This window comes from Mesorhizobium sp. RCAM 06353, assembly GCF_059683585.1.
On the sequence record NZ_CM185031.1, the window covers coordinates 1,043,927 to 1,068,227 of the forward strand.

Genomic DNA, 24,301 nt, shown 5'->3' on the forward strand with positions numbered 1-24,301 from the left:
TTAGTTGGTCGTCGCGGCAGGTGCGGTGCGGCTGTCGACGTTGACGATGACGCTGAGGCCAGCGCGCAGCTTGCCGGTCTTCAGGGCATCGGCCGGGACGTCGATGCGGACCGGGACGCGCTGCACCACCTTGGTGAAGTTGCCGGTGGCATTTTCCGGCGGCAACAGCGAGAAGACCGCCCCTGAAGCCGGCGCCAGCGACGAGACTGTTCCCTGGATGGGATGGCCGTCGATGGCGTCGACCGAGATGTTGACCTTTTCGCCGGGAACCAGCCGGGCAAGCTGCGTCTCCTTGAAGTTGGCGACGACGTAGAGCTTGTCCATCGGCACGACGACGGCGAGCTTCTGGCCGGGGCTGACGAGGTCGCCCTGCTCGACCGAACGGTTGCCAACGACGCCGTCATAGGGCGCCTTGAGCACGGTGAAGGACAGGTCGCGCGTGGCCTTGTCGCGGCTAAGCTGCAAGGAGGCGAGCGTGCTTGCCGATTCGGCGCGCTGTGCCTCGAACACGCCGATATTGGCCTGTGCGGCGGCGATCTGGGCATCGGCCCCAACCAGAGCGGCATTGGCCTGGTCGAGCGCGGTCTGCGCGTCGTCGAGCTGCGCCTGCGTGCCGACATGCGTCTTGACCAGCTGTGCGGCGCGCTGCTGACCACGGGCGGCATTGTCGGCCGCGGCCTGGTCGGCGACCTTCTGTGCCTGGGCCTGCTGCAGCGAGGCCTGGGCGGCCTTGGTCTGCGCGTCGATACGGTCGAGCGTCTTCGCCAGCGTGGCAATCTGCGCCTCGGCCTGGGCGACGGCAATCTTGTAGTCGCCATCGTCGATCGTCAGCAGCGGGTCGCCGGCCTTGACCAACTGGTTTTCGCTCACCTTGACCTGGTCGACGTAGCCGGAAATCTTGGGCGAGACGAACGCCATATCGGCCTGGACATAGGCGTCGTCGGTCGAGATCATGAAGCGGCCCGTGGTCCAGTAGTCGTAACCGTACCAGGCGCCGCCGGTGAGCAGGGCAAGGCCGATGATCGGCAGCAGGAAGGAACGCACCGAGCGCTTCTTCTTGGCCGGAGCCTCAGCCGCAAGCGGCGGTGCGACCGGCTGGACGGGAATTTCCGGAACTTCGGTCGCCGGCGCGACCTTGGCGTTGGGGAAAGGGCGGACTTCGGCAGTGGTGGGCGCGTTCGAGGACATGACATCTCTCTAAAGTAATAATACTGAACCGTTCGGTTCGATCCGGCCGTTGACATAGCGTGAAAAGAGGACCATATCAAGAGGCAATCGAACCGGTTGGTTCGAATTATTTTCGAGGTGTCACCCTATGGCCGAAACCTTACCCAATGCCGAAACCCTGACCAGAGACCCCTGCGATTTGCTCGACAGCATCCGCCGCGGCCGCCCTGCCGCAGGGCAGGATCCGGCCAAGCGCAGCCAGATCATCGAAGGTGCCCGCCGTGTCTTCATCGAGAAAGGCTTCGAAGCCGCCTCCATGAATGACATCACGCGCGAGGCCGGTGTCTCCAAAGGCACGATCTATGTCTACTTCGCCAACAAGGAAGAGCTGTTCGAAGCGCTGATCGAGGAAGAGCGCGGCACCATCTTCAAGAACATGTATGACCTGCTGGACAACGCTGACGATCTGCGTGAGACGCTGGTGAAGTACGGCAAGGTGCTTGCCCTGAAGATCACGTCGGCCAAAGTCATCCAGGCGCAGCGCACAGTGATCGGTGTTACCGACCGGATGCCCGAGCTTGGCGCGCGGTTTTATGAACGCGGCCCCAAACGCGGCCATGACAAGACGATGGAATTTTTCAACGCCGCCATCGAGCGTGGCCTTTTGCGGATCGATGACGTCGATCTGGCCGCCTATCAGTTTACCGACCTGTGCCTGGCCGGCCTCTTCCGGCAGTGCATATTCGCCTACCGTACCAAGGCCCCGAGCCAGGATGAGATAGACCACATCGTCAGGTCGGGCGTCAGCATGTTCCTGACGGCCTACGGCACCAAAGCGCTTGCCGAGGAAGAAAGCCACGCGATGATTGCCCTGGAGGCAAAGGCTTAGAGTCGTTCACCGTTTCACGGAAACGGCGAACCGCTCTATCTCCTGTTTTGACGCAATTCCCAAGGGAAAGCGCTATGCGCTTTTCCCGGGAAAACCGTTTCACACTTTTCCTGGAATTGCTCTAGCCGCCATTGGCGGCCAGCACGATTGCGGCGTGCAATTCCTCCAGCCCCTCGCCCTTTTCCGATGACGTCGCCAGGACGAACGGAAATGCCGCCGGGCGCTTCTTGATCTTGGCCAGCGTCTCCTCGATCAGCCGCGGCACGCCGGCGGCCTTGATCTTGTCGGTCTTGGTCAGCACGATCTGGTAGGACACCGCCGCCTTGTCGAGCAGCGACAGCACCTCGTCGTCCTTGGCCTTGATGCCGTGGCGGGCATCGATCAGCACATAGACGCGCTTCAGGGTCACGCGGCCCTTGAGATAGTCGAAGACCAGCTTGGTCCACTCGTCGACCTTCTCCTTGGGCGCGGTGGCGTAGCCGTAGCCCGGCATGTCGACCAGCGCCATTGGTGGCAGGTCGGCGCCCTCGCCCGAAAATCCATCCGGCACGAAATAGTTGAGCTCCTGCGTGCGCCCGGGCGTGTTGGAGGTGCGCGCCAGCCCCTTCTGGTTGACCAGGGCGTTGATCAGCGACGACTTGCCGACATTGGAGCGGCCGGCAAAGGCGATTTCCGGCGGCCCTTCCGGCGGCAGGAATTTCATGGCCGGCACGCCACGGATGAAGATCCATCCCCGCGTGAAAAGGTCGGTGGTGATCACGGTGCTGTTCAGAGCGTTCAAGCTGCTGCCTCCAGAAGAGAGATATCGGCGCCCCTGATGGCGTCCAGATTGCGGCCGATCTTGTCCGCCGGCCAGTCCCACCATGCCAAAGCCAGCAGCCGCCGGATCGTCCTGTCGTCGAAACGCAACTTCACCATCTTCGCCGCGTTACCGGCGACGATCGCATAGGGCGGCACATTATGCGTCACCACGGATTTGGCGGCGATGATGGCGCCATGGCCGATTTCCACGCCGGGCAGGATCACCGCCTCCATGCCGATCCAGACATCGCTGCCGACCACCGTGTCACCGCGTACCTCCTTCGACCATGTCGCCGGGTCAAAGCCCTTTTCCCAGCCATGGCCGAAAATGTTGAACGGATAGGTCGAAAAGCCGGACATGGCGTGGTTGGCGCCGTTCATGATGAAGCGCGCGCCTTCGGCGATGGCGCAGAACTTGCCGATGATGAGCTTGTCGCCGATGAAGGGATAGTGGTGCAGCACGCATTTCTGCGCGAATTTGTCCGGCCCGTCCGGGTCGTCATAATAGGTGAAGTCGCCGATCTCGATATTCGGCTCCGTCACCAGCGGCTTCAGGAAGCCGACGCGCGTGTGCATCGGGATCGGGTGCTTGATGCCGCGGTTGGGTCCGTCCATTTCGGTTCGTCCGGGAATTGGCAGACAGGCGCATCCGCAACCGGAGCGCGCCTGGTCAAAATAACGTGATCCGCCCTATAGCACCAATCGGCTGGGGAGCGAGTCTTCCCTTAGCGACAAGCTTATTTGTTGCCACGGCAGATGACGATCGGATTGGACAGCGCACTGTCGAAACCGCTGGCCTGGTAGACGGTGACGTCCGAGGCTCCGGGCGGCAGCAGGAAGCTGCCTTCGACGACTTTCTGATCGCCCGACGTGGTGTGGAGATCCCAGCTAAAGGTGCAGAATTGCGGCGGTGCCGCGGGTTTGACGTGGCTGCAGTTCAACTGCGCGCCACCGAGCATGGCGGCGCCACCGCAGCTGACCGCCTCGTTTGCAAACGCGTTACCGGGGCAACCCAGGAGAGCCGCGACAGCTGCGATCTTGATCCAATTCATCGTCAAATCCTCGCCGGGAAATTGCCCCCGCTAGGCGCGTCTTCGGTGTCGTGGCCCATGCAATTTCCTCTTTTTGGCGGCTTAGCCCGTCTTGCGCGCGCCGTCCAGCAGGATTATGTGCATGATGATAATAAGCATGCTCACGAAAGCTTGTCGCTAGATCCTGATCACCTCCCATGTCCTCCTCGCCCAATATCAGCTTCGTGCTGCACGACGTCGCGCGCCTGCTTCGAAAGCGGTTTGAGCAGCGTTCGCGCACGTCGGGGCCGACCCGCGCCCAATGGCAGGTGCTGGCCTATCTCAGCCTGCATGAAGGCATCCACCAGGACAGACTGGGCGACCTCATCGAGATCATGCCGATCACGCTTGCGCGGCTGCTGGACAAGATGGAGGCACGCGGCTTTATCGAGCGCCAGCCCAACCCCGCCGATCGCAGGGCCTCGCTGCTTTACCTGACCCCGCAGGCTCACCCACTGCTCGAGATCATGCGCCGCAACGGCCAGAAAACACGGGACGAAGCCTTCACTGGCCTTTCGTCCGATGCACAGCAGCATCTGCTGCAAACCCCAAGGTTGATCAAATCCAATCTGCTCGCGGCTTGCACCCAGCCAGCCGTCGACCGGGAGAAAGTACATGGCTGAATCAACATCCCCCAAGAAGCCTGCCGAAGACGACCCTTCAACGGGTCGCACCGGCGACCAGATCATCCGGCTCGACAGCGAACGCGAACAGAGGCGCGCCAATGTCGTCATCGACAATGACGAGCTCGAAGCGCCGGTTGCGCTGGAGCCGGCGGCACTCGAGGCTCCTACCAAGGAGCCGCAGCAGGCGCCTGCCGCCTTTGCTCCTCCTGCGGCCGCCGCGGTCAAGCCGAAGCGCAGCGTGACGCGGCCGGTGCTTTTTGCCCTGCTTCCGGTCGCATTGGTGGTTGGCGGCTATTACTACGTGACCGGCGGCCAGGTGATGTCGACGGACAATGCCTACATCCAGGCGCAGTCGCTCGGCGTTTCCACCGACGTCTCCGGCACCGTGCAGGAAATAGACGTGCACGAGAACCAGGCGGTGAAGAAGGGCGACGTGCTCTTTCGCCTGCGGCCGGCCTCCTTCGAAACGGCTCTCGCCGCCGCCCAGGCGCAGCTCGGGACCGTGCGCAACCAGGTGCTGACCTTGCAGGCGAGCTACCAGCAATCGCTGGTGCAGATCGAACAGGCGCAGGCCGACATTCCCTATTACGAGGCCGCCTTCCAGCGGCAGCAGGACCTGCTCAAGACCTCGACAGCCTCCAAGGCGACTTTCGACAGCGCCCAGCACGACCTCGTCGCCGCGCGCCAGAAAGTGTTCGTCGCCAAAGCGCAGGCGCAAGCCATGCTTGCCCAGCTGGGCGGCGATCCCGACCAGCCGGTGGAAAAGAACCCGTTCTACCTGCAGGCCCAGTCGGGCGTCGACGATGCGCAGCGCAACCTCGGCGATTCCGTGGTCAAGGCGCCGTTCGACGGTGTCGTCACCAATGTCGACGCGCTTCAGGTCGGCAAGTATCTGCCGGCTTCGCAGCCGGCCTTCAGCCTGATTTCGTCGACCGATCTGTGGATCGAGGCGGAGCCGAAGGAAACCGAACTGACCTATGTGCGGCCGGGACAGACGGCGACGATCAGCGTCGACACCTATCCGGGCGCCGTGTGGCACGGCACCGTCGCCTCGATCAGCCCGGCCTCGTCGTCGAGCTTCTCGCTGCTGCCGGCGCAGAACACCACCGGCAACTGGGTCAAGGTCGTGCAACGCATCCCGATGCGCGTGACGGTCGATGATCCCCAGGGCAAGCCGCCGCTGCGTGGCGGGATGAGCGTCGTGGTCGATGTCGAGACGGGCCATGCGCGCGGCCTGCCGGACTTCGTCACCAACCTCCTGAACCGCTTCGGACAAAAGTCATGACCAGCGCAGCCGCGACAGGTGCCACGCCGGTGGTCGCCAATCGCGGCGCCATCACTGCCTGCGTGATCCTGGCCGTCATCATGCAGGCGCTGGACACGACCATCGCCAATGTGGCGCTGCCCTATATCCAGGGCAGCGTTTCGGCCAGCGCCGACCAGATCAACTGGGTGCTGACCTCCTACATCGTCGCGGCGGCGGTGATGACGCCGCCTTCGGGCTACCTCGCCAATCGTTTTGGCCGCAAGCGCATCCTTTTGACCTCGATCACCGGCTTCGTGGTAGCCTCTGTGCTGTGCGGTTTCGCCCAGTCTCTGCCGCAGATCGTTGGTTTCCGCCTGCTGCAGGGCTTTTTCGGCGCGGCGCTGGTGCCGCTGTCGCAGAGCATCCTGCTCGATATCTACAGCGTGGAAGAGCGTGGCTCGGCGATGGCGCTGTTCGGCATTTCCGTCATGGTCGGACCGGTGCTCGGGCCGGTCATCGGCGGCTGGCTGACCGAAAACATCAGCTGGCGTTGGGTGTTCTACATCAACGTGCCGATCGGCGCGCTGGCTTTCGCCGGCGTCTCCCTGTTCGTCCTGGAAACCAAGCTGGACATTAAGGCAAGGCTGGACTGGCTGGGTTTCGGCATGCTCAGCATCACCATCGCGGCGCTGCAGATGTTTCTCGACCGCGGCGAACAGCTCAACTGGTTCTCGTCCTCCGAGATCATCGTCGAGGCGCTGATCTGCGCATCGGCCTTCTATATCTTCCTCGTCCACATCTTCACTGCCAAAAACACCTTCGTGAATCCGCGCCTTTTCCTCGACAGGAATTTCGCGGTCGGCATGATCTTCATCTTCATCATCGGCATCACCTATCTCGCCTCGCTGGCGCTGATGACGCCCTATCTGCAGACGCTGATGGGCTATCCCGTGGTGACGGCCGGCATCGTCATGGGCCCGCGCGGCCTTGGCACGATGGCGTGCATGTTCCTGGTCGGCAGGCTGATCGGCAAGGTGGATACGCGATGGCTGCTGCTGACCGGCCTGCTGGTCACCGCCTGGGCGATGTACGACATGACGGGCTGGACCCCTGACGTCTCGCAATGGACGATCATCAGCACCGGCTTCATCCAGGGCGCGGGCCTAGGTTTCCTGTTCGTGCCGCTGACCACCATCACCTTCGCCACGCTGGCGCCGGAGCGGCGCGCCGAAGGCACCGGGCTCTACAATCTGTCGCGCAACATCGGCTCCAGCGTCGGCATATCGGTGGTCACCGCACTCTTGACGCAGAACGTGCAGATCAACCATGCCAACATCGCCACCTATGTGACGCCCTTCAACCAGGCGTTCGGCAATCCGGCGATCGCGCAAGCGATGAACCCCTACACCGCCGCCGGTCGCGCAGCACTCGACGGGGTGGTGACGCTGCAGGCGACTGTTATCAGCTATATGAACGACTTCAAGCTGATGATGATCCTGTCGCTGGCCGCCATCCCGCTGGTGCTCCTGCTGCGCAAGCCGGGAACGCCGGCCAAGGTCGACCACAGCGCCGTGATGGAGTGATGTTTGTCCGGACCGCTGATGCGGCCGGACCGGACACGCACCTGTCCCTCAAAAGAAACCGGGGTCCTGTGAGGGACCACAGGACCCCGGCCTCGCCGATACGGCTTCCCCAGGAAACATGGACCTCGCCATGAGGCGGGGATGGCAGGCCGAGAAAGCCCAACGAGCTGCCATTGCCCCCTTTCGCCGGAAGCCGTTACTTCGGCAACAGCACCTTGTTGACGACGTGGATGACGCCGTTCGACTGGTTGACGTCGGCGATCGTCACCTTCGCCTCGCCGCCGGACTCGTCCATGATGTAGAGCTTGCCCTTCTTGACCTCGGCGGTGAGGGTGTCGCCCGAGACGGTCTTCATCTCGTATTTGCCGCCCATCGCCTTGGCCTTCTTCATCATCTCGGCGCCCGAGATCTTGCCGGCCACGACATGCGCGGTCAGCACCTTGGTGAGCTTGTCCTTGTTCTCGGGCTTGAGCAGCGTGTCGACGGTGCCGGCCGGCAACGCGGCGAAAGCTTCGTTGGTGGGCGCAAAGACGGTGAACGGGCCGGCGCCCTGCAAGGTGTCGACCAGGCCGGCGGCCTTGACGGCGGCGACCAGCGTCGTGTGGTCCTTCGAATTGACGGCGTTCTCGACGATGTTCTTGGTGGTGTACATCGGCGCGCCGCCGACATTCGGGTTCTTGGCGTAGGCGGGCGCGGCAATCGCCACGCCGGCGACGAGTGCGGAAAAGGCGATGGTCCTGAATGACGGCAAGCGCATGTGGTCTTCCTCCGGGTGAGGGCTGATCGGAATTGATAGCCTTTGGAAATGCACACGCAGTCACGCCTCGCGGCGGCTGGCAGTTTCGTCGATCACGGGAACGTGAACGACTATCCGCGCAAAGAAAAAGCCCGGACGAACCGGGCTCTTCGCGACGAGAGAACTTCTATTCCGCCTTTGCAGAAGAAGGGCGGCTACTCCGCCGGCGACGGTTTCTTTCGAAACAGCGCGACCAGATTGTCCCACAGTTCGATCTTGGCGCCCTGGCGCTTCATGATGACGCCCTGCTGGAGGATCGACAGCGAGTTGTTCCAGGCCCAGTAGATGACGAGACCGGCTGGGAAACCCGCCATCATGAAGGTGAAGATGATCGGCATCCAGGTGAAGATCGCGGCCTGTGTCGGGTCCGGCGGCGTCGGGTTCATGCGCATCTGCAGGAACATGGTGACACCCATGATCAGCGGCCACACGCCGATCATCAGCATATGCGGCAGTGTGATCGGAACCAGGCCGAACAGGTTGAAGATCGAAGTCGGATCGGGCGCGGCCAGATCCTGGATCCAGCCGAAGAACGGCGCGTGGCGCATCTCGATGGTGATGTAGAGCACCTTGTAGAGCGAGAAGAAGACCGGGATTTGCAGCGCCACGGGCCAGCAGCCGGCAAGCGGATTGATCTTCTCGGTCTTGTACAGCTCCATCATGGCCTGCTGCTGCTTCATCTTGTCGTCCGCGTATTTCTCGCGGATCTCGAGCATCTTGGGCTGCACCTTCTTCATGTTCGCCATCGACGCGTAGGACTTGTTGGCGAGCGGGAAGAACAGGGCCTTGACGATGACGGTGGTGGCGAGGATCGCCAGGCCGAAATTGCCGAAGAGTTTGTAGAGCGTGTCGATCAGCCAGAACATCGGCTTGGTGATGAAATAGAACCAGCCCCAGTCGATCACCAGATTGAACTGGCGAATATGACGGTCCGCCTCGTAGGCGTTGATCTTGGCGACTTCCTTGGCGCCGGCGAAGATCTCTGTCTCGACGGTCGCGGACTGGCCGGCATCGACATTGATCGCATCGGTGAGGAAGTCGGACTGGTAGCGGTGGCGGCCATCCTCGAAAAAGGCATAGCGCGGCTGGAAAGGCTGCTTTTCGGTCGGCACCAGCGTGACGGCCCAGTATTTGTCGGTGATGCCGAGCCAGCCGTCGGTCGACTTGCCTGGCGTGACCTGCTTTTCAGACTCGATCTTGGCGTATTTGTATTCGGCCAGACCCTCGGTGCCGGTGACGCCGATCAGGCCTTCATGCAGCACATAGGTGCTGGCGACGGCCGGCTTGTCGTAGCGGGTGACGCGGCCGTAATTGAACAGCGAAACCGCGCTCGAGCCGGAATTCTGCACCGTGTCCGACACCGTGAACATGTAGTTGGCGTCGACGGAGAACGTGCGCTTGAAGGTCAGGCCCTTGTCGTTGGTGTAGGTGAGCGTCACCGGCGTCGACGGGGTAAGCGTCGGATTGCCGTCGACACTCCAAGCCGTTTCCGCGCCCGGCACCGCACCGGTCTTGTCGTTGCCGACGAAGCCGATCTCGGCGAAATAGCCGGTGGGCAGCGCCTGCGGGTTGAGCAGCTCGATCTCGGGCGAATTCTTGTCGACAGTTTCCGTGTAGTGCTTGAGCTTGAGGTCGTCGAGGCGCGCGCCGGTCAGGTTGATCGAGCCCTCGAGGCTCGGCGTGTCGATCTTGACGCGCTTCGATGCGGCAAGCGCCTGGTCGCGGCTGGCCGCGGTGACGGCATCACCGCCGGGCGCGCTGGGAATGGTGCCCGGCGCCGGTGTTGCAGCACCCGGATTGGCCGCTTCGGCCGCCTTCTTCTGCTCCTCCACGCGCTGCTGCTCGATCTTGGCGGCCTCGCGCTGCTGCTCGACGCGCGGGTTCATGTAGAAAACCTGCCACAAAGTCAGGATCAGCACCGACAGCGCGATGGTGATGAAGAAGTTCCGGTTGTTTTCCATCGAGAGCCCTTGGCCTATCGTGTTCCGCGAAGTCGGCGGGAGAGTTCGGCCTTCAACTGGCCGAACGGGGCGCGCAGTGCGTCATCGCGCCCGACGATGACATAATCATTGCCGGGCACCATGTCATCTGCGGCATGGACGCGGACGGCTTCTTTCAGCCGCCGCCTGACGCGGTTGCGCACAACAGCGTTGCCGACCTTCTTGGTGACGGTGTAGCCGACGCGCGGCACGCCGCCATCGCCGCGGTCCAGGACCTCGACGAGGAAAAACCGTCCGCGTCGCTTTTCACCACGACGGACGGCCAGGAATTCCGCGCGTTTCAGAAGCCGCTTGGGATTTTGCCCCACTGGCTTGCCGGTTGCGGGCAACGATATCGTCTCGCTTAGGCGCTGAGCCGCTTGCGGCCGCGGTTGCGGCGAGCTGCGACGACGCCACGACCACCCTTGGTGGCCATGCGGGCACGGAAGCCGTGCCGACGTTTGCGGACGAGTTTGGACGGTTGGTAGGTACGCTTCATTTGTTTTAATACCGCGGAGTTGCGGCCCTTCTTGATTCTGTCACTTTGTAACAGGAGCTTTGCCAGGCCGGCTTGGCGCGATCGAAACCGCGCCGGGACGAATGGCCCGAGCGTGAGCGGGCTTATAGAAAGAAGGGTTTTGGAAGTCAATCCGGGGTCGTCGCGCCAAGGATGCAGGCTTTATGACGGTAATTTAATGTTCCAGCCAAAGGATGAAATTGGCAAAAATGCCGTAATGACCTAATCTTGGCTGATCAAGTGATTGTGAAGACAGAGTCGCATGAGCGAAATCAGCCAAGCGGGGGAAGGGATCGGCACGGCGCCCGCCGCCGTCCGCAGCGTGCCGCTGTCGCGCGGCCTGTCGACAAAACTGCTGCTCCTGACCATCGTTTTCGTGCTTCTGGCCGAAGTGCTCATCTTCCTGCCCTGGATCGCCAGCTACCGGCTGAGCTGGCTCAAGGAGCGGCTGAGCACGGCCGCCGCCGTGTCGATCGTGCTGGTACAGGGCGAGTCCACTTCCTTGTCGCGCACGGCCCAGAATGATGTGCTGATGGCGATCGGCGCCAAGGCGATCGCGGTGCGCGATGGCGGCGTCTCGCGGCTTCTGGTGGTGGCCGACATGCCGCCGCAGGTCGACGAGCATATCGACCTCGCCAGTGTCGGCATGGTCAAGGGCATGACCGGCGCGCTCGACACGCTGTTCTTCGGCGGCGACCGGATGCTGCGTGTTTTCGGGCCGGTCGGCGACAGCGACAAGGAGTTCGAGCTGATCATGCCGGACTATTCGCTGCGCAAGGCGATGCTCATCTATTCGCGCAACGTCGCCTTCGTCTCGCTACTGATCTCGCTGTTCACGGCCATGTTGGTCTATGCCGCGATCGACCTGATCATGATCGGGCCGATCCGCACCATGACGCGCTCGATGCTGTCCTTCTCCGAAGCCCCCGACGACCCCGGGCGCATCATCCATCCCGCCGCCCGCGCCGACGAGATCGGCGTTGCCGAACGCGAGCTGTCGCAGATGCAGGAGCGGCTGCAAAAAATGCTCTCCGAGCAGAAGCACCTTGCCGATCTCGGCCTGGCCGTCTCGAAGATCAATCACGACATGCGCAACATCCTGGCTTCGGCACAGCTGATGTCGGACCGCCTGCGCCAGGTCAGGGATCCGACCGTGCAGGCCTTCGCGCCGAAGCTTTTGCGCGCGCTCGACCGTGCCGTCTCCTATTCGGAAGGGGTGCTTCACTATGGCCGCACACAGGAGCCGCCGCCTTCGCGCCGCCGGGTGCGGCTGCGCCAGCTGGTCGAAGACGTCCACGGCCTGCTCGACATCGAAGAGGGCATCGAGTTCATCAATGCCGTCGAGGCGGCTTTCGAGGTGGACGCCGATTCCGACCAATTGTTCCGGGTGCTCACCAATCTGTGCCGCAACTCGGTGCAGGCAATGGCGGCGGACACCGAGACCGCCGTGGTGCGGCGGCTCGCCGTATCGGCCGTGCGCCTGGGCAGCGTCAGCCGCATCGCCGTCACCGACACCGGCCCCGGCCTGCCGCCGAAGGCGCGCGAAAACCTGTTCGCGGCATTTCGCGGCTCGGCGCGCAGCGGCGGCACCGGCCTTGGCCTGGCGATCGCGCACGAGTTGATCCGCGCGCATGGCGGCACAGTGGAACTGGTCGAGTCGATTGGCGGGCGCACCACTTTCGCGGTCACCATCCCCGACCAGCCGGTGCGGCTCGACCAGGCCCGCGGCAGCCTGCGCCGCCCGGCGTAAACGGCCTGACCGCTGTTTCCTGAGGCTGTTGCCCTTCAAGACCTGCCGCTTTTCCGTAGCCTTCCCCGAGACTTCCCCTCTCAGCCTGAAATCGAGCCGGCTCCCTGGCAGCTTCAAAGCCTTGGGATCGGGGCTGTCATCGCTGGATGACACACTCACGACAAAACTTTTGCCGGATCGACTTGCTTTTCGCAAATTCAGTCGTTAGGGAACTGCACACATCGCGGCCGGTCCTTGGGATCGGATCGCGGGGCCGTTGAAAACATGGCCTGATGCGCGCCCGTAGCTCAGCTGGATAGAGCACCAGACTACGAATCTGGGGGTCAGGAGTTCGAATCTCTTCGGGCGCGCCAAATCTCACTCCATGGATTATATGGTTCGGCGATTGCGACCGCTGCTGTCTGACTGAGAGCGACAGGCGGAACCAGCGGAGCTGACTTGAGCCATGACTTCCTCCAACATCAAGCGCGCCCTGATCACCGGAGCCGGAGCCGCCGACGGCATCGGCTTTGCCATTGCCCGCCAGCTCGGTCACACCAGCCATGCCGTGTTCCTCACCGGCGCCAGCGCGCGCGTGCTTGATCGCGCCGCCAAGCTTCGTGCCGAGGGCATCGCTGCCAAGGCCGTGGTCGCCGATCTCACCAAGGCCGCCGATGTCGCGCGGCTGCGGGCTGAGGTCGGCGCCGTCGACATACTGGTCAACAATGCCGGCATGGGCTCGCTGGCGTCACCCTCGGTCGACAAGACTTTTGTTGCGATGACCGAGGCCGACTGGGATCAAGGCATCGAGGTCAGCCTGAAGACGGCGTTTCTGGTCACCCATGCGTTCCTGCCGGGAATGGTCGAAGCGGGCTATGGGCGCATCGTCAATGTGGCGTCGGTCACCGGGCCGCTGGTGTCCTTCGTGGGCACATCAGCCTATTCCGCCGCCAAGGCCGGCATGGTCGGCCTGACGCGCACGCTGGCACTCGAAGTGGCGAGACACGGCATAACCGTCAACGCGGTGGCGCCCGGCTGGATCGCAACGGGCTCGTCGAGCGAGATGGAACGGATGGCGGCCCTGCATACGCCGCCGGCGCGGGCGGGGCGGCCGGATGAAGTGGCCGCGGCCGTGGTGTTCCTGGCGTCCGAAGGGGCCAGCTATGTCAACGGCGCGCTTTTGGTGGTCGACGGCGGCAACAGCCTTCAGGAGCACAAGGGCTGAAGGCCGGCCGAGCGGGAGGCCTATGTCGAGGCCATGCACCAGTTCAGGTGACGCCCCGGTATCGTGCCGGTCGAGGACGTCAGGTCGTGGGACTTCGAGAAGTTCGGCTATGACGAAGCGCTTCGCATCCTGAAGGCGCAGGGGTTTGCGACCAGGACGATGCTTTGCGCCAACAAGCCTCGCGCTGCAAAGGTGGATCGCCAGTTGCCAGCTAGCCGGCGGCCAGCTTATTCAGCCGGGCGCAATACGGGTGAGCGCCGACAGGGACGATCTCATAGCCGACGGCGATCAATTGGACCTTCAACTCCTCGAAATGCCGCTTTGAGCCGCTGACGATCGATTCAGGCGTGTAATCCCAGCCGTTGCGAGCAGCATTGGCCAGGATGTTGGCATAGGCAACCATGCTGGCGATTTTCACATCCGACTCCAGCAGTTGTCTGCATCCGCCTGCAAAAGACGGCGACAGGGCGGGAAAACCCAGGATCGCGCAGGCCAGCACCATTGCAACAGGACGCATCGGAACCTCGCTTGGCTGATTTGCAGCGCGTTGCTGCAGGCCGTGACCTTGCATCGCGTGTGCCTGCGGAGGGATCGGGCAGGTGCAGTATTCTGCCTCCCGCATTTGTAGTATTTTGCGGCGGTACTGGTTGAAACCGTGCCTATCCGATGGCAGGAAGCTTCTCGATGAACCGCATCGCGACGTCTTCACCGGCTGACGCGCTATCGGACCGCGAACGCGCGGTGGCGGAAAAATTTGCCTCGGGCCTGACTTATCGCGAAATCGGCGAGGCGCTGTTCATCGCCCCTTCGACCGTCCGCACCCATCTCGCCGCGATCTATGACAAGCTTGGCGTCAACAACAAGATAGCGCTTGCATCGCACTTCAACGGCCCTGGCTCCGCACAGCCCGGCGCACTTCCATCCTTGCCTGATGCCTCGCCAGTGCTTGCGATATTCCCGATCGAGAGCCTCAACTCAGAGGAGCGCTGGCGCCGCTTTGCCGACGGCCTGTCGTCGGACATCAGCATCGACCTGGCGCGTTACGCGGATCTGCCAGTCATCGCTTTTCACACGATGAAAGCACTGGGCAGCAAGCCCACAGACTTTGCGTCCGACGGCAAGGCGCTGGGCGCCACCTACATCGTCTCGGGCCAGTTGCGAGCCGACGACCGGCGGGTTCGGCTAACGATCGAACTGGCTGATGCGCTGAACGGCGTCAGCCTGTGGAGAGATCGCTTCGAGCGCCCGCTAGAGGACGTGTTCACCCTGCAGGACAGGCTGACCAACAGCGTCATCAACGTGCTGGCCGGATGCGGCGGGGCGATCTCCATCGTCGGCCGCAACGCCATTCGCCGCAAGCCGCCCGCAAGCCTGCGCGCCTATGACCTCTATCTGCTTGGCGGCGAACAGCACAACACGTTCAGCCGCTCCGGCAACGCAGAGGCAATTCGGCTGTTTTCACGCGCGCTTGAACTCGACCCTACCTTGGTCAGAGCCTGGGTCGAGCTCGCCTACGCCTATTCGATCGAGTACTGCAACGGTTTCGGCGGCGATCTGAAGGGAGCGACCGAGAGATGGCGGGCAGCGGTCGAAAATGCACTTCGGCTCGACCCAATGGATAGCAGCGTCCAGACTTGCCTCGGCGATCTCATGGGATGCCTGGGCGATTTCGAGGCAGCGGAGCGCGCTTACCGGCGAGCCTTCGAATTCGGCTCCAACCATGCCGACACGCTGGCGCTGCTGGCTGGCAGCAGGGCGCTTGTCACCGGCGATCCGTCCGACGCGATCTCGCTGATGGAGCGCGCCATGCGCCTCAACCCATTGGCGCCGCCCTGGTATTTCGGCATGCAAGGTCGCATCCTGTTCGCCGCCGGCAGCCACAGGCAAGCCATCGCTGCGCTGCGCAGAAGTTCACCGGACTCTCCGAATGTGTTGATGTTCCTAGCGCTAGCGCACGCGGTCATAGGCGAGGCCGGCGAGGTGACCAGGATTGCTACGCGCCTGAAGGCTGAATTCCCCAGCTTTTCGGTCGAACGCTTTATCGCCGGCTATCCGGTGACGAACCCCGACGCCGTCAAAGCTATTCGCAACGCTGCAAAGCTGGCAATGCTGCCGTGAGGGCACTTTCTACTTATCGACCGTCGCCATGACGCGTTCGTTGGAGCGCGGTCCGGCACCACACCGCCGCCGCGGTCGCTTGGAGCAAGGTTCTGCTCACGAGGCCTTCGCCAGAAAGCTCTGATAATCCGACTTCGCCTGCAGCAGGCGCAGCACGTTGTCGCGCGAGTTCCGCACATGGGCGCGGGCCAGGGCGCCGGCGCGGGCGGCATCGCCGACGCAGATCGCTTCGACGATCTCGGCATGCTCATCGCGGGCGATCTTCCATTCGTCGAGCCACAACAATTCGGTCCAGACATAGTGCTGGCACTTGTCGAGGATGCCGCACAGCATGACGTTGCCGCTGATCTCGGCGATGACGCGGTGCAGGTCGATGCCGACTTCCAGTTCCTGGAATTTTTCCCGCGTGGTGCGGTCCGGAATGGCGGCCAGCCGCTCGCATTTGGCCAGCATAGCGCGCAGCCGGGTCTTGTCCTTCTCGGTCGCGGCGGCCGCCGCCAGTTTGGAACCATCCCGAAGACTCGCCCGACCCGAAACAAATCGTGCCGGTGGTGCACGGCACCGGTATCGGCTTCTGAACGTCGGCACCGGGGTCTTGACGATGAGATAAAATGTGGATTTGATAATACGTGGATACAAAAATACTTTCAGGTGCCCCGTGCCAGCAGCCTTTTCGGCAGAGCCACAGATGTCCGCCACTGCTGAGGAAGAGGCGTACAGGCACGTTCATAGAGCCCTTCGCCTCGGCCGCTACAAACCGGGCGACAGGCTTATTCCGGAGGAGATTGCCGCCGAGATCGGCATGAGTCGCATGCCGGTGCGGGAAGCCTTTCGGCGCCTGGCCTCGGACGGGCTGGTGGTTCTGCGGCCCAATCGTGGATGCGTGGTCGCAGGCCTGACGGTCGATGAGCTTTACGAGATTTTCGAAATTCGCTCGGTTCTGGAGGGACTGGCCGTAAGGCTGGCGATGCCCCGGATCGATGAGGAGGAGTTCGAGGAACTCGATCGCCTGCTCGAGCGCATGGAACGCGCGGGTCAGAGCGGGAGCAGCGACTGGGTGGTCCGTCACCAGGAATTCCATGGCCGTATCTGTGCGCTAAGCCGGAGGCCCAAGCTTATCCACCAGATATCGGCGCTGCATGTGGTGATAGAGCCCTACATGCGCATCTGGTTCGACGACTGTGACAAGCCGCATTCTGCGCGCGAGGAGCATGCCGCCGTGATCGCGGCCTTGCGTTCAGGCGACGAACTTCACGCGGAAAAGGTGATGCAGGATCACATTCTCAGCACAGCACCGATGCTGGCCGAGTTCGTGAGTCCGAGCCGGTGACGAACGCCGGCCGGACAAGAATGGCCTCGAACCGGCAATGCGGCCGGACGTAGGAACAGCTCGATCAGCCTATCAAAAAAGGGGAACCACATGAAAGTTTGTCGTTTGGCCGCAGTTGCGGCCGCACTCAGCATGTTCGGCTTCATGCACACCGCATTGGCCGAGGACGCGCCCAAGGCCATAACCATCGCCACGGAGGGCGCCTACGCGCCGTGGAACTTCACCAACGCAGACGGCAAGCTCGACGGACTGGAGATCGAACTCGCCAACAATCTTTGCGAGCGGATGAAGGTCAAATGCACCATCATCGCTCAGGACTGGGACGGACTTATTCCTTCGCTGAAGGTCGGCAAGTTCGATGTGATCATGGCCAGCATGTTCATCACGCCGAAACGCCTCGAGACCATCGACTTCACCCAGCCTTATGCGATCGACCCGGGCGGGTTCGCAGCCGCCAAGGATAGCGACCTGGGGAAGCTCGGCGCTTCGACCGAGAAATTCAAACTGGACGATGAGGCGGCTTCCAAGGCCGCGATCGACAAGTTGAAGCCCCTGCTGAAGGGCAAGGTAGTCGGTGTCCAGGCGGCCACGGCCATGCTCGAATTCGTCAAGAAATACTTCGGCGACACGGTGGAGATTCGCGAATACAAGACGACCGAGCAGCACGATCTCGATCTGGCCGCGGGCCGCATCGATGCAATATTCGCTCAGAAGACAGCGCTCGCCGCGACGCTCGCAAAGCCCGAATTCTCGGGCTTCACGGTTGCAGGTCCGGGCTTTGTCGGCGGCTTGTTCGGCGCGGGAACGGGTGCGGGACTCAGGAAGGAAGACGCCAAGCTCAAGGAAATGCTGAACGACGCGATCAGCGCCGCCATTGCCGACGGGACCATCAAAAGCATCTCGGAAAAATGGGTGAAAACGGACGTGACACCGGTCAAGTAGCCACGTGTGTATTCTGTCCGGCCGATTGGTACCAACCGATCGGCCGGGTGCCGCGCTGAACGATCAGGTTTCACATGACGGACGCACTCCATATCCTTTCCGTGGGCAAGGGCGGCTGGGGCGGAGCCCTGCTGCTGGCAGCTGGCGTGACATTTGCGCTGTCAGTCCTCGGCTTCCTGCTCGGCGCTCTCTTCGGCGCGGTTGCAGCAGGAGGCCGGCTCTCCACGAGAGCCTTACCGTCATGGGTCGCCAAGGGCTATGGCACGGTGTTCAGGGGTGTGCCCGATCTGTTGACGATCTACCTGCTTTACTACGGCGGCAGCATAGCATTGACTGAGATCGGTAAATTCTTCGGCAGCGCAGGCTTCGTCGGGCTGCCGACATTTGCGACTGGCGTCCTGGCGATCGGCATCATTTCGGGCGCCTATCAAGCCGAGGTCTATCGCGGAGCGTATCTCGCCGTCGATCTCGGCCAGTTTGAGGCTAGCAAGGCGCTCGGCCTGTCCCGGTTCCAATTGCTGCGTCTCGTCATCGTGCCTCAACTGATGCGGCACGCCCTGCCGGGCCTCGGAAATGTCTGGCAGCTTGTGCTCAAGGATTCGGCCTTGATCTCCGTGATCGGCTTGGTGGAATTGATGCGGCAATCTCAGATCGGCGCGGGATCGATGCGGGAGCCCTTCGTCTTCTATGTAGCAGCCGCGACGCTGTATTTCCTCATCGCTACCGCGACCGGATCGGTCTTCCGCTATGGCGAGGCACGGGCGTGGCGAGGCATGGTCCACGCATGATCGACTTCGCCTTCTTTGTCGAGATCATTCCCACCCTTCTCTCCGGCTTGCCGTTGACCTTGCAACTTGCGGGGTTGTCGATCGGAATAGGCTTTGCCTTGGCCCTGTTGCTCGCACTGGCGCAGCAGGGAAACCATCGGATGCTGGTCTGGCCCATACGCTCCTTCGTTGCCGTCTTTCGCGGCACGCCATTGCTCGTCCAGATATTCCTCATCTATTACGGCCTCGGCCAGTTCCGCCCCACACTTCAGGCAGTTGGGCTCTGGTGGCTGTTTCGCGAGCCCTATTGGTGCGCCATCATCGCGCTCAGTCTCAACACCGCGGCCTATGGCAGCGAAATCCTGCGGGGTGCGATACAGGGTGTGCCGCGCGGCCTTGTCGAGGCGGCCTCTGCCTTCGGCATGACACGGCTCCAGACCCTGCGCCTCGTGGTTCTGCCTTTGGCGCTGCGCCAAGCCATACCGAGCTACAGCAACGAGATCGTCCTCATGGTAAAGGGTACGTCGCTTGCATCGATCGTCACCCTGATGGAAGTGACGGGCATCGCCCAGGGGCTTATTTCGCAGACCTATCGCGCCGTAGAGGTTTTCGTGGCCGCGGGTGCGATCTATCTCACCATCAATTTCACGATCATCTCGGCACTGAACGCGCTGGAAACCTGGCTAACGCCTTATCGGGTCCGAGCCTGATACGCGTCTGGCGTAACGAGGAGAATTGGCAAAAATGCGCAGTGTCGAGAAGCCGAAGCGATCCGTTGCCGTGTCGTGTTACGCCATGGCGGCAACGTCGCATCCATCAGACCAAGGGATACAAAGACAGAATGCGTGATTTCCAGTTTCCCGGCCGCTCGCCGGTTCGTGCCACAGAAGCGCTTGCCGCGACCTCGCATCCGCTTGCGACCCTTGCCGCGATCGACATGCTGCGCGCCGGCGGCAATGCCATGGATGCCGCCGTCTGCGCCGCCGCAGTGCAAGGCGTGGTCGAGCCGCAATCGACCGGCATCGGCGGCGATTGTTTTGTCCTCTATTCGCCCGGAGGACAAGGCGAGGTCCTGGCCTTCAACGGTTCGGGCCGCGCGCCCGCGGGCGCCACCGTCGACTGGTATCTGGACAAGGGTTTCAGCGAGCTTCCGAAACAGGGGCCGCATGCGGTGACGGTACCTGGCGCGGTCGATGCCTGGAGCCGGCTCTTGGAAGACCATGGCCGCAAGAGCCTGGCCGAGGTGCTGGCGCCGGCCATCCACTATGCCGAGAATGGCTATGTCGTGCATGACCGCGTCGCCTTCGACTGGGCCGAACCGGAAACCGACCTGTCGGCCGACGAACATGCATCGCGCATCTTCCTGCCAGGCGGCCAAGCGCCGAAGGCCGGCGATGTCCACCGCCAGCCGGAACTCGCCGCCACCTTGCGGGTGATCGCCAAACAGGGCCGCGCCGGCTTCTACGAAGGCGCTGTCGCAGACGACATGGTGCGCCGGCTCAAGGAACTGGGCGGACTGCATTCGCACGAGGATTTCGCCGCGACCAAGGGCGACTATGTTGCGCCGGTCAGCACCGCCTATGGCGGCCATGACATCCACCAGATGCCGCCGAACAATCAGGGGCTGACGGCGCTGCTTATGCTGAACGTGCTGTCCGGCTTCAAGCTCGGCGGGCTCGACCCCAATGGCGCCGAGCGCCTGCATCTGGAGATCGAGGCCGGACGCCTGGCCTATCAAGACCGCGACCGCTACGTCGGCGACCAGGACCGGGTTCATGTGCCGACAAAACAGCTCCTTTCCGGCGCCTATGCCGACCGGCTGCGCGCCGAGATCCACCGCGACCGCGCCATGACGCATCTGCCGCGCCTGGACCTGCCGGGCAGCGACACGGTCTACATCTCGATCGTCGACCGCGACCGCAATGCGGTCTCCTTCATCAACTCGACCTATTATTCCTTTGGCAGCGGCGTCGTCGGTCCGACGACCGGCATCGTGCTGCAGAACCGTGGCTCGAGCTTCCGCCTCGACCCGGCGCATCCGAACGCGATCGCGCCCGGCAAGCGGCCGATGCACACGATCATGCCCGGCATGGCGACGAAGAACGGTCGCGTGGTGATGCCGTTCGGCGTCATGGGCGGCGGCTACCAGCCGTTCGGCCATGTCCATCTCCTGACCAACATGATCGACTTCGGCATGGACCCGCAACAGGCGTTGGATGCGCCGCGTGTGTTCTACAATGATGACACTGTGGAGGCCGAGCGCAGCGTTCCCGCCGCGGCGATCGAAGGCCTGCGCAAGCGCGGCCATCGCATCGCCGAGCCGCATCACCCGCTTGGCGGCGGGCAAGTGGTGCTGATCGACTGGGAGAAAGGCACGCTCACCGGCGCTTCCGATCCGCGCAAGGATGGGATGGCGCTGGGATATTGATGGTGGCCGGGAGAAATTCCCGAACGTCGGCGCCGCCCCTCATTGCCCTGCCGGGCATTTCTCCCCGTAAACGGGGCGAAAGAGCTGACGCCGACCGTTTCGCCAACTCCTAGCGTTGGAAAAAAAGGCGCCGGCGGCACGTCCATCTTTCCTTCTCCCCGTTCACGGGGAGAAGGTGCCCGAAGGGTGGATGAGGGGCAGCGCAACGTCGACAATTGTCCGGACCGTATCGTGTCCTGGGCTTTCTAGAAGCAGTCGTTTGAAACATAGTCGGTGACCATGACCCAGACTGAAACCCACCCAGACCTTTCCCGCCGTCTCGCCGCCGGCGTCGATGACGCTCCGGCGATCCTGGCGCCCGACAGAGCCCCCCTCACCCATGGCGGACTGCGCCGCCTGATCGCGGCCACGGCGGAGCGGCTGCATGCGCTCGGCATCGGCCGGGGCGACAGGGTGGCGATCGTGCTGCCGAACGGGCCGGAGATGGCCGCCGCTTTTGTTGCCGTGGCCGCCGCCGCCTCGACGGCGCCGCTCAATCCTGCCTACCGCGCGGATGAACTCGATTTCTACCTGACCGACATCGGCGCCAAGGCGATCCTTGTCGCGGAGAACGAGGCAGGTCCGGCGGTGGCGGTGGCCGAACGGCTCGGCATCGGCGTGCTGCGGCTTGTCGTTTCGCCCGATACCCCTGCCGGCAGTTTCACCATCGAGGGCGCGGCAATCGGCCCGCAGGCAGCGCCCGATATGGCGCTGGACGACGACGTGGCGCTTCTGCTGCACACATCGGGCACGACATCGCGGCCAAAACTGGTGCCGCTCAGCCATGCCAACATCGCGGCCTCATCAGCCCATATTGGCGCAACCCTCGGCCTGACCGCCGATGACCGCTGCCTCAACATCATGCCGCTGTTCCACATTCATGGCCTGATCGCGGCGGTGCTGTCGTCGCTGGCAGCGGGCGGCAGCATCTACTGCACGCCGGGCTTCAACGCGCTGCGCTTCTTCCAGTGGCTGGGAGACGCTAAGCCGAGTTGGTACACGGCGGTGCCGACCATGCACCAGGCGATCCTGCCCCGTGCGGCCCGCAATGCGGAGGTTCTGGAGTCCGCGCGCCTGCGCTTCATCCGCTCGTCCTCGGCGTCGCTGCCGGCGCAAGTGATGGGCGAACTGGAAGCAACCTTCGGCTGCCCGGTGATCGAATCCTACGGGATGACCGAGGCCGCGCACCAGATGGCCTCGAACCGGCTGCCGCCGGGCCTGCGCAAGCCGGGCAGTGTCGGCGCTGGCGCCGGCCCCGACGTGGCGGTGATGGCACCGGATGGGCGGTTGCTGACAGCCGGTGAGACCGGCGAGATCGTCATTCGCGGGCCTAATGTCACGGCAGGCTACGAAAAAAACCCGGATGCCAACGCCACGGCCTTCGCGCATGGCTGGTTCCACACCGGCGACCAGGGCGTGCTCGACGAGGACGGCTATCTCAGGGTCACCGGTCGGCTCAAGGAGATCATCAACCGTGGCGGCGAAAAGATCTCGCCGCTCGAGGTCGATGACGTGCTGATGGACCATCCGGCGGTTGCGCAGGTCGTCACCTTCGCCATGCCGCATGACAAGCTTGGCGAGGAGGTGGCGGCAGCGGTTGTGCTGCGCGAAGGCATGAGCGCCAATGAGAACGACATCCGCGCCTATGCCGCGACCCGGCTTGCCGACTTCAAGGTGCCGCGCAAGGTGCTGATCTTGGACGAGATCCCCAAGGGCGCGACGGGCAAGCTGCAGCGCATCGGACTTGCCGCCAAACTCGGGCTTTGACGATGAAGATCACCATTTTTGGCGCCGGCGCGATCGGCGGCTATCTCGCCGCCAAGCTGGCGATCGCCGGCCGCACCGACCTGTCGATCGTCGCGCGCGGCGCGCATCTCGAAGCGATCCAGACAGACGGCCTTCGCCTGATCGAGGATGGCCAGGAATCGGTGGCGCCCGTCCGGGCCGCCGCCAAGGCCGAGGAACTCGGCGTGCAGGACATCGTCGTGCTGGCGCTGAAGGCCCATTCGCTGACCCCGGCGCTGGACCAGATCGCGCCGTTGCTCCGCGACCACACATCCGTCGTCACCATGCAGAACGGCGTGCCATGGTGGTATTTCCATGGCGTTGGCGGGTCCTTCGAAGGCACCGGGCTGAACGCGGTCGATCCGGGCGGTGCGATCTGGCAACGGATCGGGCCGCAGCGCGTCATCGGCTCGGTCGTCTACCCCGCCATCGAGGTCGATGCGCCCGGCCTCATCCGCCATGTCGAAGGCAAACGCTTCTCGCTCGGCGAACCCTCGGGCGCGCGCAGCGAACGGGTGACGCGACTTGCTGAGGAAATGGTCAAGGCCGGCCTGCAGGCACCGGTGCGCGACGACATCAGAAGCGAAATCTGGGTAAAACTGTGGGGCAACCTCTCCTTCAACCCGATCTCGGCGCTGACCGGCTCCACGCTGGCCGCGATCGTCGCCGACGACGGCACCCGCCAGCTTGCCCGCAGCATGATGCTGGAAGCGCAAGCGATCGGCGAAAGCCTCGGCGTACGCTTTCCCATAGGGGTCGACCGGCGCATCAAGGGCGCCGGCGATGTCGGTGAACACAAGACCTCGATGCTGCAGGACCTGGAGCGCAGGCGGCCGATGGAGATCGACGCGCTGGTGACAGCCGTGCAGGAACTTGGCCGGCTGACGGACAAGCCGACACCGACGATCGATGCGGTGCTGGCGCTGGTAAGGCGGCTGGCGGTGGAGAGCGGGTGTTATGGGTGAGGGGGGCAGACTGAGCCATGTGGGGCTGCCTGCACAAAATCATTGACCGGCGGGTACTGCTCGAACTCGTCGAAACAATCCCTGGAACGACGAGGTCAGCCGCCCTCAAGCCCCGCCTTGTCGACCAGATAGAAGATCGTAATGGCCTCGCCGCCCGGCATCGTCCCGCTGAACTGGATGCGGCTGTTGGGCTGAATCAGACCGAGCAGGGTTTCCGCCGCACCTCGACGCCGAGGTCGCGCAGATTGTGGCCGTTGCCGCATCGCGCCGATTTTCTGGAGTGATAAGCCGCGCCCGAC

Annotated in this window: 25 protein-coding genes and 1 tRNA gene; 16 read left to right on the forward strand and 10 right to left on the reverse strand. The window is 63.2% G+C overall.

Annotated features, from left to right (window positions below; translation table 11 throughout):
* The gene (locus AC56QX_RS04800) at positions 1-1,188 is read right to left on the reverse strand and encodes an HlyD family secretion protein (protein WP_497113967.1); all 1,188 of its coding nucleotides are present in this window, start codon (positions 1,186-1,188) and stop codon (positions 1-3) included.
* A gap of 127 nt (positions 1,189-1,315) precedes the next feature.
* Between AC56QX_RS04800 and AC56QX_RS04805 the strand changes: the two genes are divergently transcribed.
* Complete coding sequence (locus AC56QX_RS04805) at positions 1,316-2,056, forward strand: TetR/AcrR family transcriptional regulator (protein ID WP_497113969.1); 741 nt, start codon at positions 1,316-1,318, stop codon at positions 2,054-2,056.
* 121 nt (positions 2,057-2,177) lie between these two features.
* Here AC56QX_RS04805 and yihA read toward each other — a convergent pair whose 3' ends face one another.
* The 3 genes from yihA to AC56QX_RS04820 all read right to left on the reverse strand — a co-directional run bounded on the left by yihA (position 2,178) and on the right by AC56QX_RS04820 (position 3,909).
* Entirely contained in the window at positions 2,178-2,837 is a 660-nt protein-coding gene (gene yihA, locus AC56QX_RS04810; protein ID WP_032937353.1) for a ribosome biogenesis GTP-binding protein YihA/YsxC, read from the reverse strand.
* Positions 2,834-3,472 carry a CatB-related O-acetyltransferase gene (locus AC56QX_RS04815; RefSeq protein ID WP_497113972.1) on the reverse strand — a complete coding sequence of 213 codons (639 nt, stop codon included), beginning with the start codon at positions 3,470-3,472 and terminating at the stop codon, positions 2,834-2,836. Before AC56QX_RS04815 ends, yihA begins: the two co-directional genes overlap by 4 nt.
* A gap of 122 nt (positions 3,473-3,594) precedes the next feature.
* Positions 3,595-3,909 (reverse strand): hypothetical protein, encoded by a 315-nt coding sequence (locus AC56QX_RS04820; protein WP_497113974.1) that lies wholly within the window; start codon positions 3,907-3,909, stop codon positions 3,595-3,597.
* Between the two features lie 176 nt (positions 3,910-4,085).
* Between AC56QX_RS04820 and AC56QX_RS04825 the strand changes: the two genes are divergently transcribed.
* From AC56QX_RS04825 to AC56QX_RS04835, 3 genes are read left to right on the forward strand one after another with little or no spacing between them, the layout of a single operon-like run.
* Positions 4,086-4,550 carry a MarR family winged helix-turn-helix transcriptional regulator gene (locus AC56QX_RS04825; protein WP_497113976.1) on the forward strand — a complete coding sequence of 155 codons (465 nt, stop codon included), beginning with the start codon at positions 4,086-4,088 and terminating at the stop codon, positions 4,548-4,550.
* The gene (locus tag AC56QX_RS04830; protein ID WP_497113978.1) at positions 4,543-5,838 is read left to right on the forward strand and encodes an HlyD family secretion protein; all 1,296 of its coding nucleotides are present in this window, start codon (positions 4,543-4,545) and stop codon (positions 5,836-5,838) included. Before AC56QX_RS04825 ends, AC56QX_RS04830 begins: the two co-directional genes overlap by 8 nt.
* Positions 5,835-7,382 carry a DHA2 family efflux MFS transporter permease subunit gene (locus tag AC56QX_RS04835; protein ID WP_497113980.1) on the forward strand — a complete coding sequence of 516 codons (1,548 nt, stop codon included), beginning with the start codon at positions 5,835-5,837 and terminating at the stop codon, positions 7,380-7,382. The genes AC56QX_RS04830 and AC56QX_RS04835 overlap by 4 nt, the downstream gene beginning before the upstream one ends.
* Positions 7,383-7,578: 196 nt before the next feature.
* Here AC56QX_RS04835 and AC56QX_RS04840 read toward each other — a convergent pair whose 3' ends face one another.
* The 4 genes from AC56QX_RS04840 to rpmH form a co-directional block, all read right to left on the reverse strand.
* A complete protein-coding gene (locus tag AC56QX_RS04840) occupies positions 7,579-8,139 on the reverse strand; it encodes a fasciclin domain-containing protein (RefSeq protein ID WP_477442159.1) in 561 nt (186 codons plus the stop codon).
* 194 nt (positions 8,140-8,333) lie between these two features.
* Positions 8,334-10,139: a membrane protein insertase YidC gene (yidC, locus tag AC56QX_RS04845; RefSeq protein WP_497113982.1), complete on the reverse strand. Its 1,806-nt coding sequence runs from the start codon at positions 10,137-10,139 to the stop codon at positions 8,334-8,336.
* Positions 10,140-10,153: 14 nt separating this feature from the next.
* Positions 10,154-10,507, reverse strand: a complete 354-nt coding sequence (gene rnpA / locus AC56QX_RS04850; RefSeq protein ID WP_027040889.1) for a ribonuclease P protein component — start codon at positions 10,505-10,507, stop codon at positions 10,154-10,156.
* Positions 10,508-10,521: 14 nt separating this feature from the next.
* Positions 10,522-10,656 (reverse strand): 50S ribosomal protein L34, encoded by a 135-nt coding sequence (rpmH, locus tag AC56QX_RS04855; RefSeq protein ID WP_008833937.1) that lies wholly within the window; start codon positions 10,654-10,656, stop codon positions 10,522-10,524.
* Between the two features lie 280 nt (positions 10,657-10,936).
* Here rpmH and AC56QX_RS04860 point away from each other — a divergent pair, with 280 nt between their 5' ends.
* The 3 genes from AC56QX_RS04860 (at position 10,937) to AC56QX_RS04870 (ending at position 13,628) form a co-directional block, all read left to right on the forward strand.
* Complete coding sequence (locus tag AC56QX_RS04860) at positions 10,937-12,424, forward strand: ATP-binding protein (RefSeq protein ID WP_497113985.1); 1,488 nt, start codon at positions 10,937-10,939, stop codon at positions 12,422-12,424.
* A gap of 276 nt (positions 12,425-12,700) precedes the next feature.
* Positions 12,701-12,777: transfer RNA gene (locus AC56QX_RS04865), tRNA-Arg, on the forward strand.
* A 92-nt stretch (positions 12,778-12,869) separates the two neighbouring features.
* The gene (locus AC56QX_RS04870; RefSeq protein ID WP_497113987.1) at positions 12,870-13,628 is read left to right on the forward strand and encodes an SDR family NAD(P)-dependent oxidoreductase; all 759 of its coding nucleotides are present in this window, start codon (positions 12,870-12,872) and stop codon (positions 13,626-13,628) included.
* 211 nt (positions 13,629-13,839) lie between these two features.
* Here AC56QX_RS04870 and AC56QX_RS04875 read toward each other — a convergent pair whose 3' ends face one another.
* Positions 13,840-14,250 carry a hypothetical protein gene (locus AC56QX_RS04875; protein WP_497113989.1) on the reverse strand — a complete coding sequence of 137 codons (411 nt, stop codon included), beginning with the start codon at positions 14,248-14,250 and terminating at the stop codon, positions 13,840-13,842.
* Positions 14,251-14,312: 62 nt separating this feature from the next.
* Here AC56QX_RS04875 and AC56QX_RS04880 point away from each other — a divergent pair, with 62 nt between their 5' ends.
* Positions 14,313-15,746: a LuxR C-terminal-related transcriptional regulator gene (locus tag AC56QX_RS04880; RefSeq protein ID WP_497113991.1), complete on the forward strand. Its 1,434-nt coding sequence runs from the start codon at positions 14,313-14,315 to the stop codon at positions 15,744-15,746.
* A gap of 96 nt (positions 15,747-15,842) precedes the next feature.
* Here the strand turns inward: AC56QX_RS04880 and AC56QX_RS04885 are convergent, their stop codons facing one another.
* Entirely contained in the window at positions 15,843-16,199 is a 357-nt protein-coding gene (locus AC56QX_RS04885; protein WP_497113993.1) for an FCD domain-containing protein, read from the reverse strand.
* Positions 16,200-16,404: 205 nt separating this feature from the next.
* Between AC56QX_RS04885 and AC56QX_RS04890 the strand changes: the two genes are divergently transcribed.
* The 8 genes from AC56QX_RS04890 (at position 16,405) to AC56QX_RS04925 (ending at position 24,286) form a co-directional block, all read left to right on the forward strand.
* Entirely contained in the window at positions 16,405-17,076 is a 672-nt protein-coding gene (locus tag AC56QX_RS04890) for a GntR family transcriptional regulator (protein WP_497113995.1), read from the forward strand.
* 90 nt (positions 17,077-17,166) lie between these two features.
* The gene (locus tag AC56QX_RS04895; RefSeq protein ID WP_497113997.1) at positions 17,167-18,018 is read left to right on the forward strand and encodes a transporter substrate-binding domain-containing protein; all 852 of its coding nucleotides are present in this window, start codon (positions 17,167-17,169) and stop codon (positions 18,016-18,018) included.
* Between the two features lie 74 nt (positions 18,019-18,092).
* Positions 18,093-18,806, forward strand: a complete 714-nt coding sequence (locus AC56QX_RS04900; protein WP_497113999.1) for an ABC transporter permease — start codon at positions 18,093-18,095, stop codon at positions 18,804-18,806.
* Positions 18,803-19,495 (forward strand): ABC transporter permease, encoded by a 693-nt coding sequence (locus AC56QX_RS04905; protein ID WP_497114001.1) that lies wholly within the window; start codon positions 18,803-18,805, stop codon positions 19,493-19,495. Before AC56QX_RS04900 ends, AC56QX_RS04905 begins: the two co-directional genes overlap by 4 nt.
* Positions 19,496-19,626: 131 nt before the next feature.
* The gene (gene ggt / locus AC56QX_RS04910; protein ID WP_497114003.1) at positions 19,627-21,213 is read left to right on the forward strand and encodes a gamma-glutamyltransferase; all 1,587 of its coding nucleotides are present in this window, start codon (positions 19,627-19,629) and stop codon (positions 21,211-21,213) included.
* Between the two features lie 279 nt (positions 21,214-21,492).
* Positions 21,493-23,019, forward strand: a complete 1,527-nt coding sequence (locus tag AC56QX_RS04915; RefSeq protein WP_497114005.1) for an acyl--CoA ligase — start codon at positions 21,493-21,495, stop codon at positions 23,017-23,019.
* A 2-nt stretch (positions 23,020-23,021) separates the two neighbouring features.
* Positions 23,022-24,002 carry a 2-dehydropantoate 2-reductase gene (locus tag AC56QX_RS04920; RefSeq protein ID WP_497114007.1) on the forward strand — a complete coding sequence of 327 codons (981 nt, stop codon included), beginning with the start codon at positions 23,022-23,024 and terminating at the stop codon, positions 24,000-24,002.
* Positions 24,003-24,019: 17 nt separating this feature from the next.
* Positions 24,020-24,286 carry a hypothetical protein gene (locus tag AC56QX_RS04925; protein ID WP_497114009.1) on the forward strand — a complete coding sequence of 89 codons (267 nt, stop codon included), beginning with the start codon at positions 24,020-24,022 and terminating at the stop codon, positions 24,284-24,286.
* Positions 24,287-24,301 lie beyond the last annotated feature (15 nt).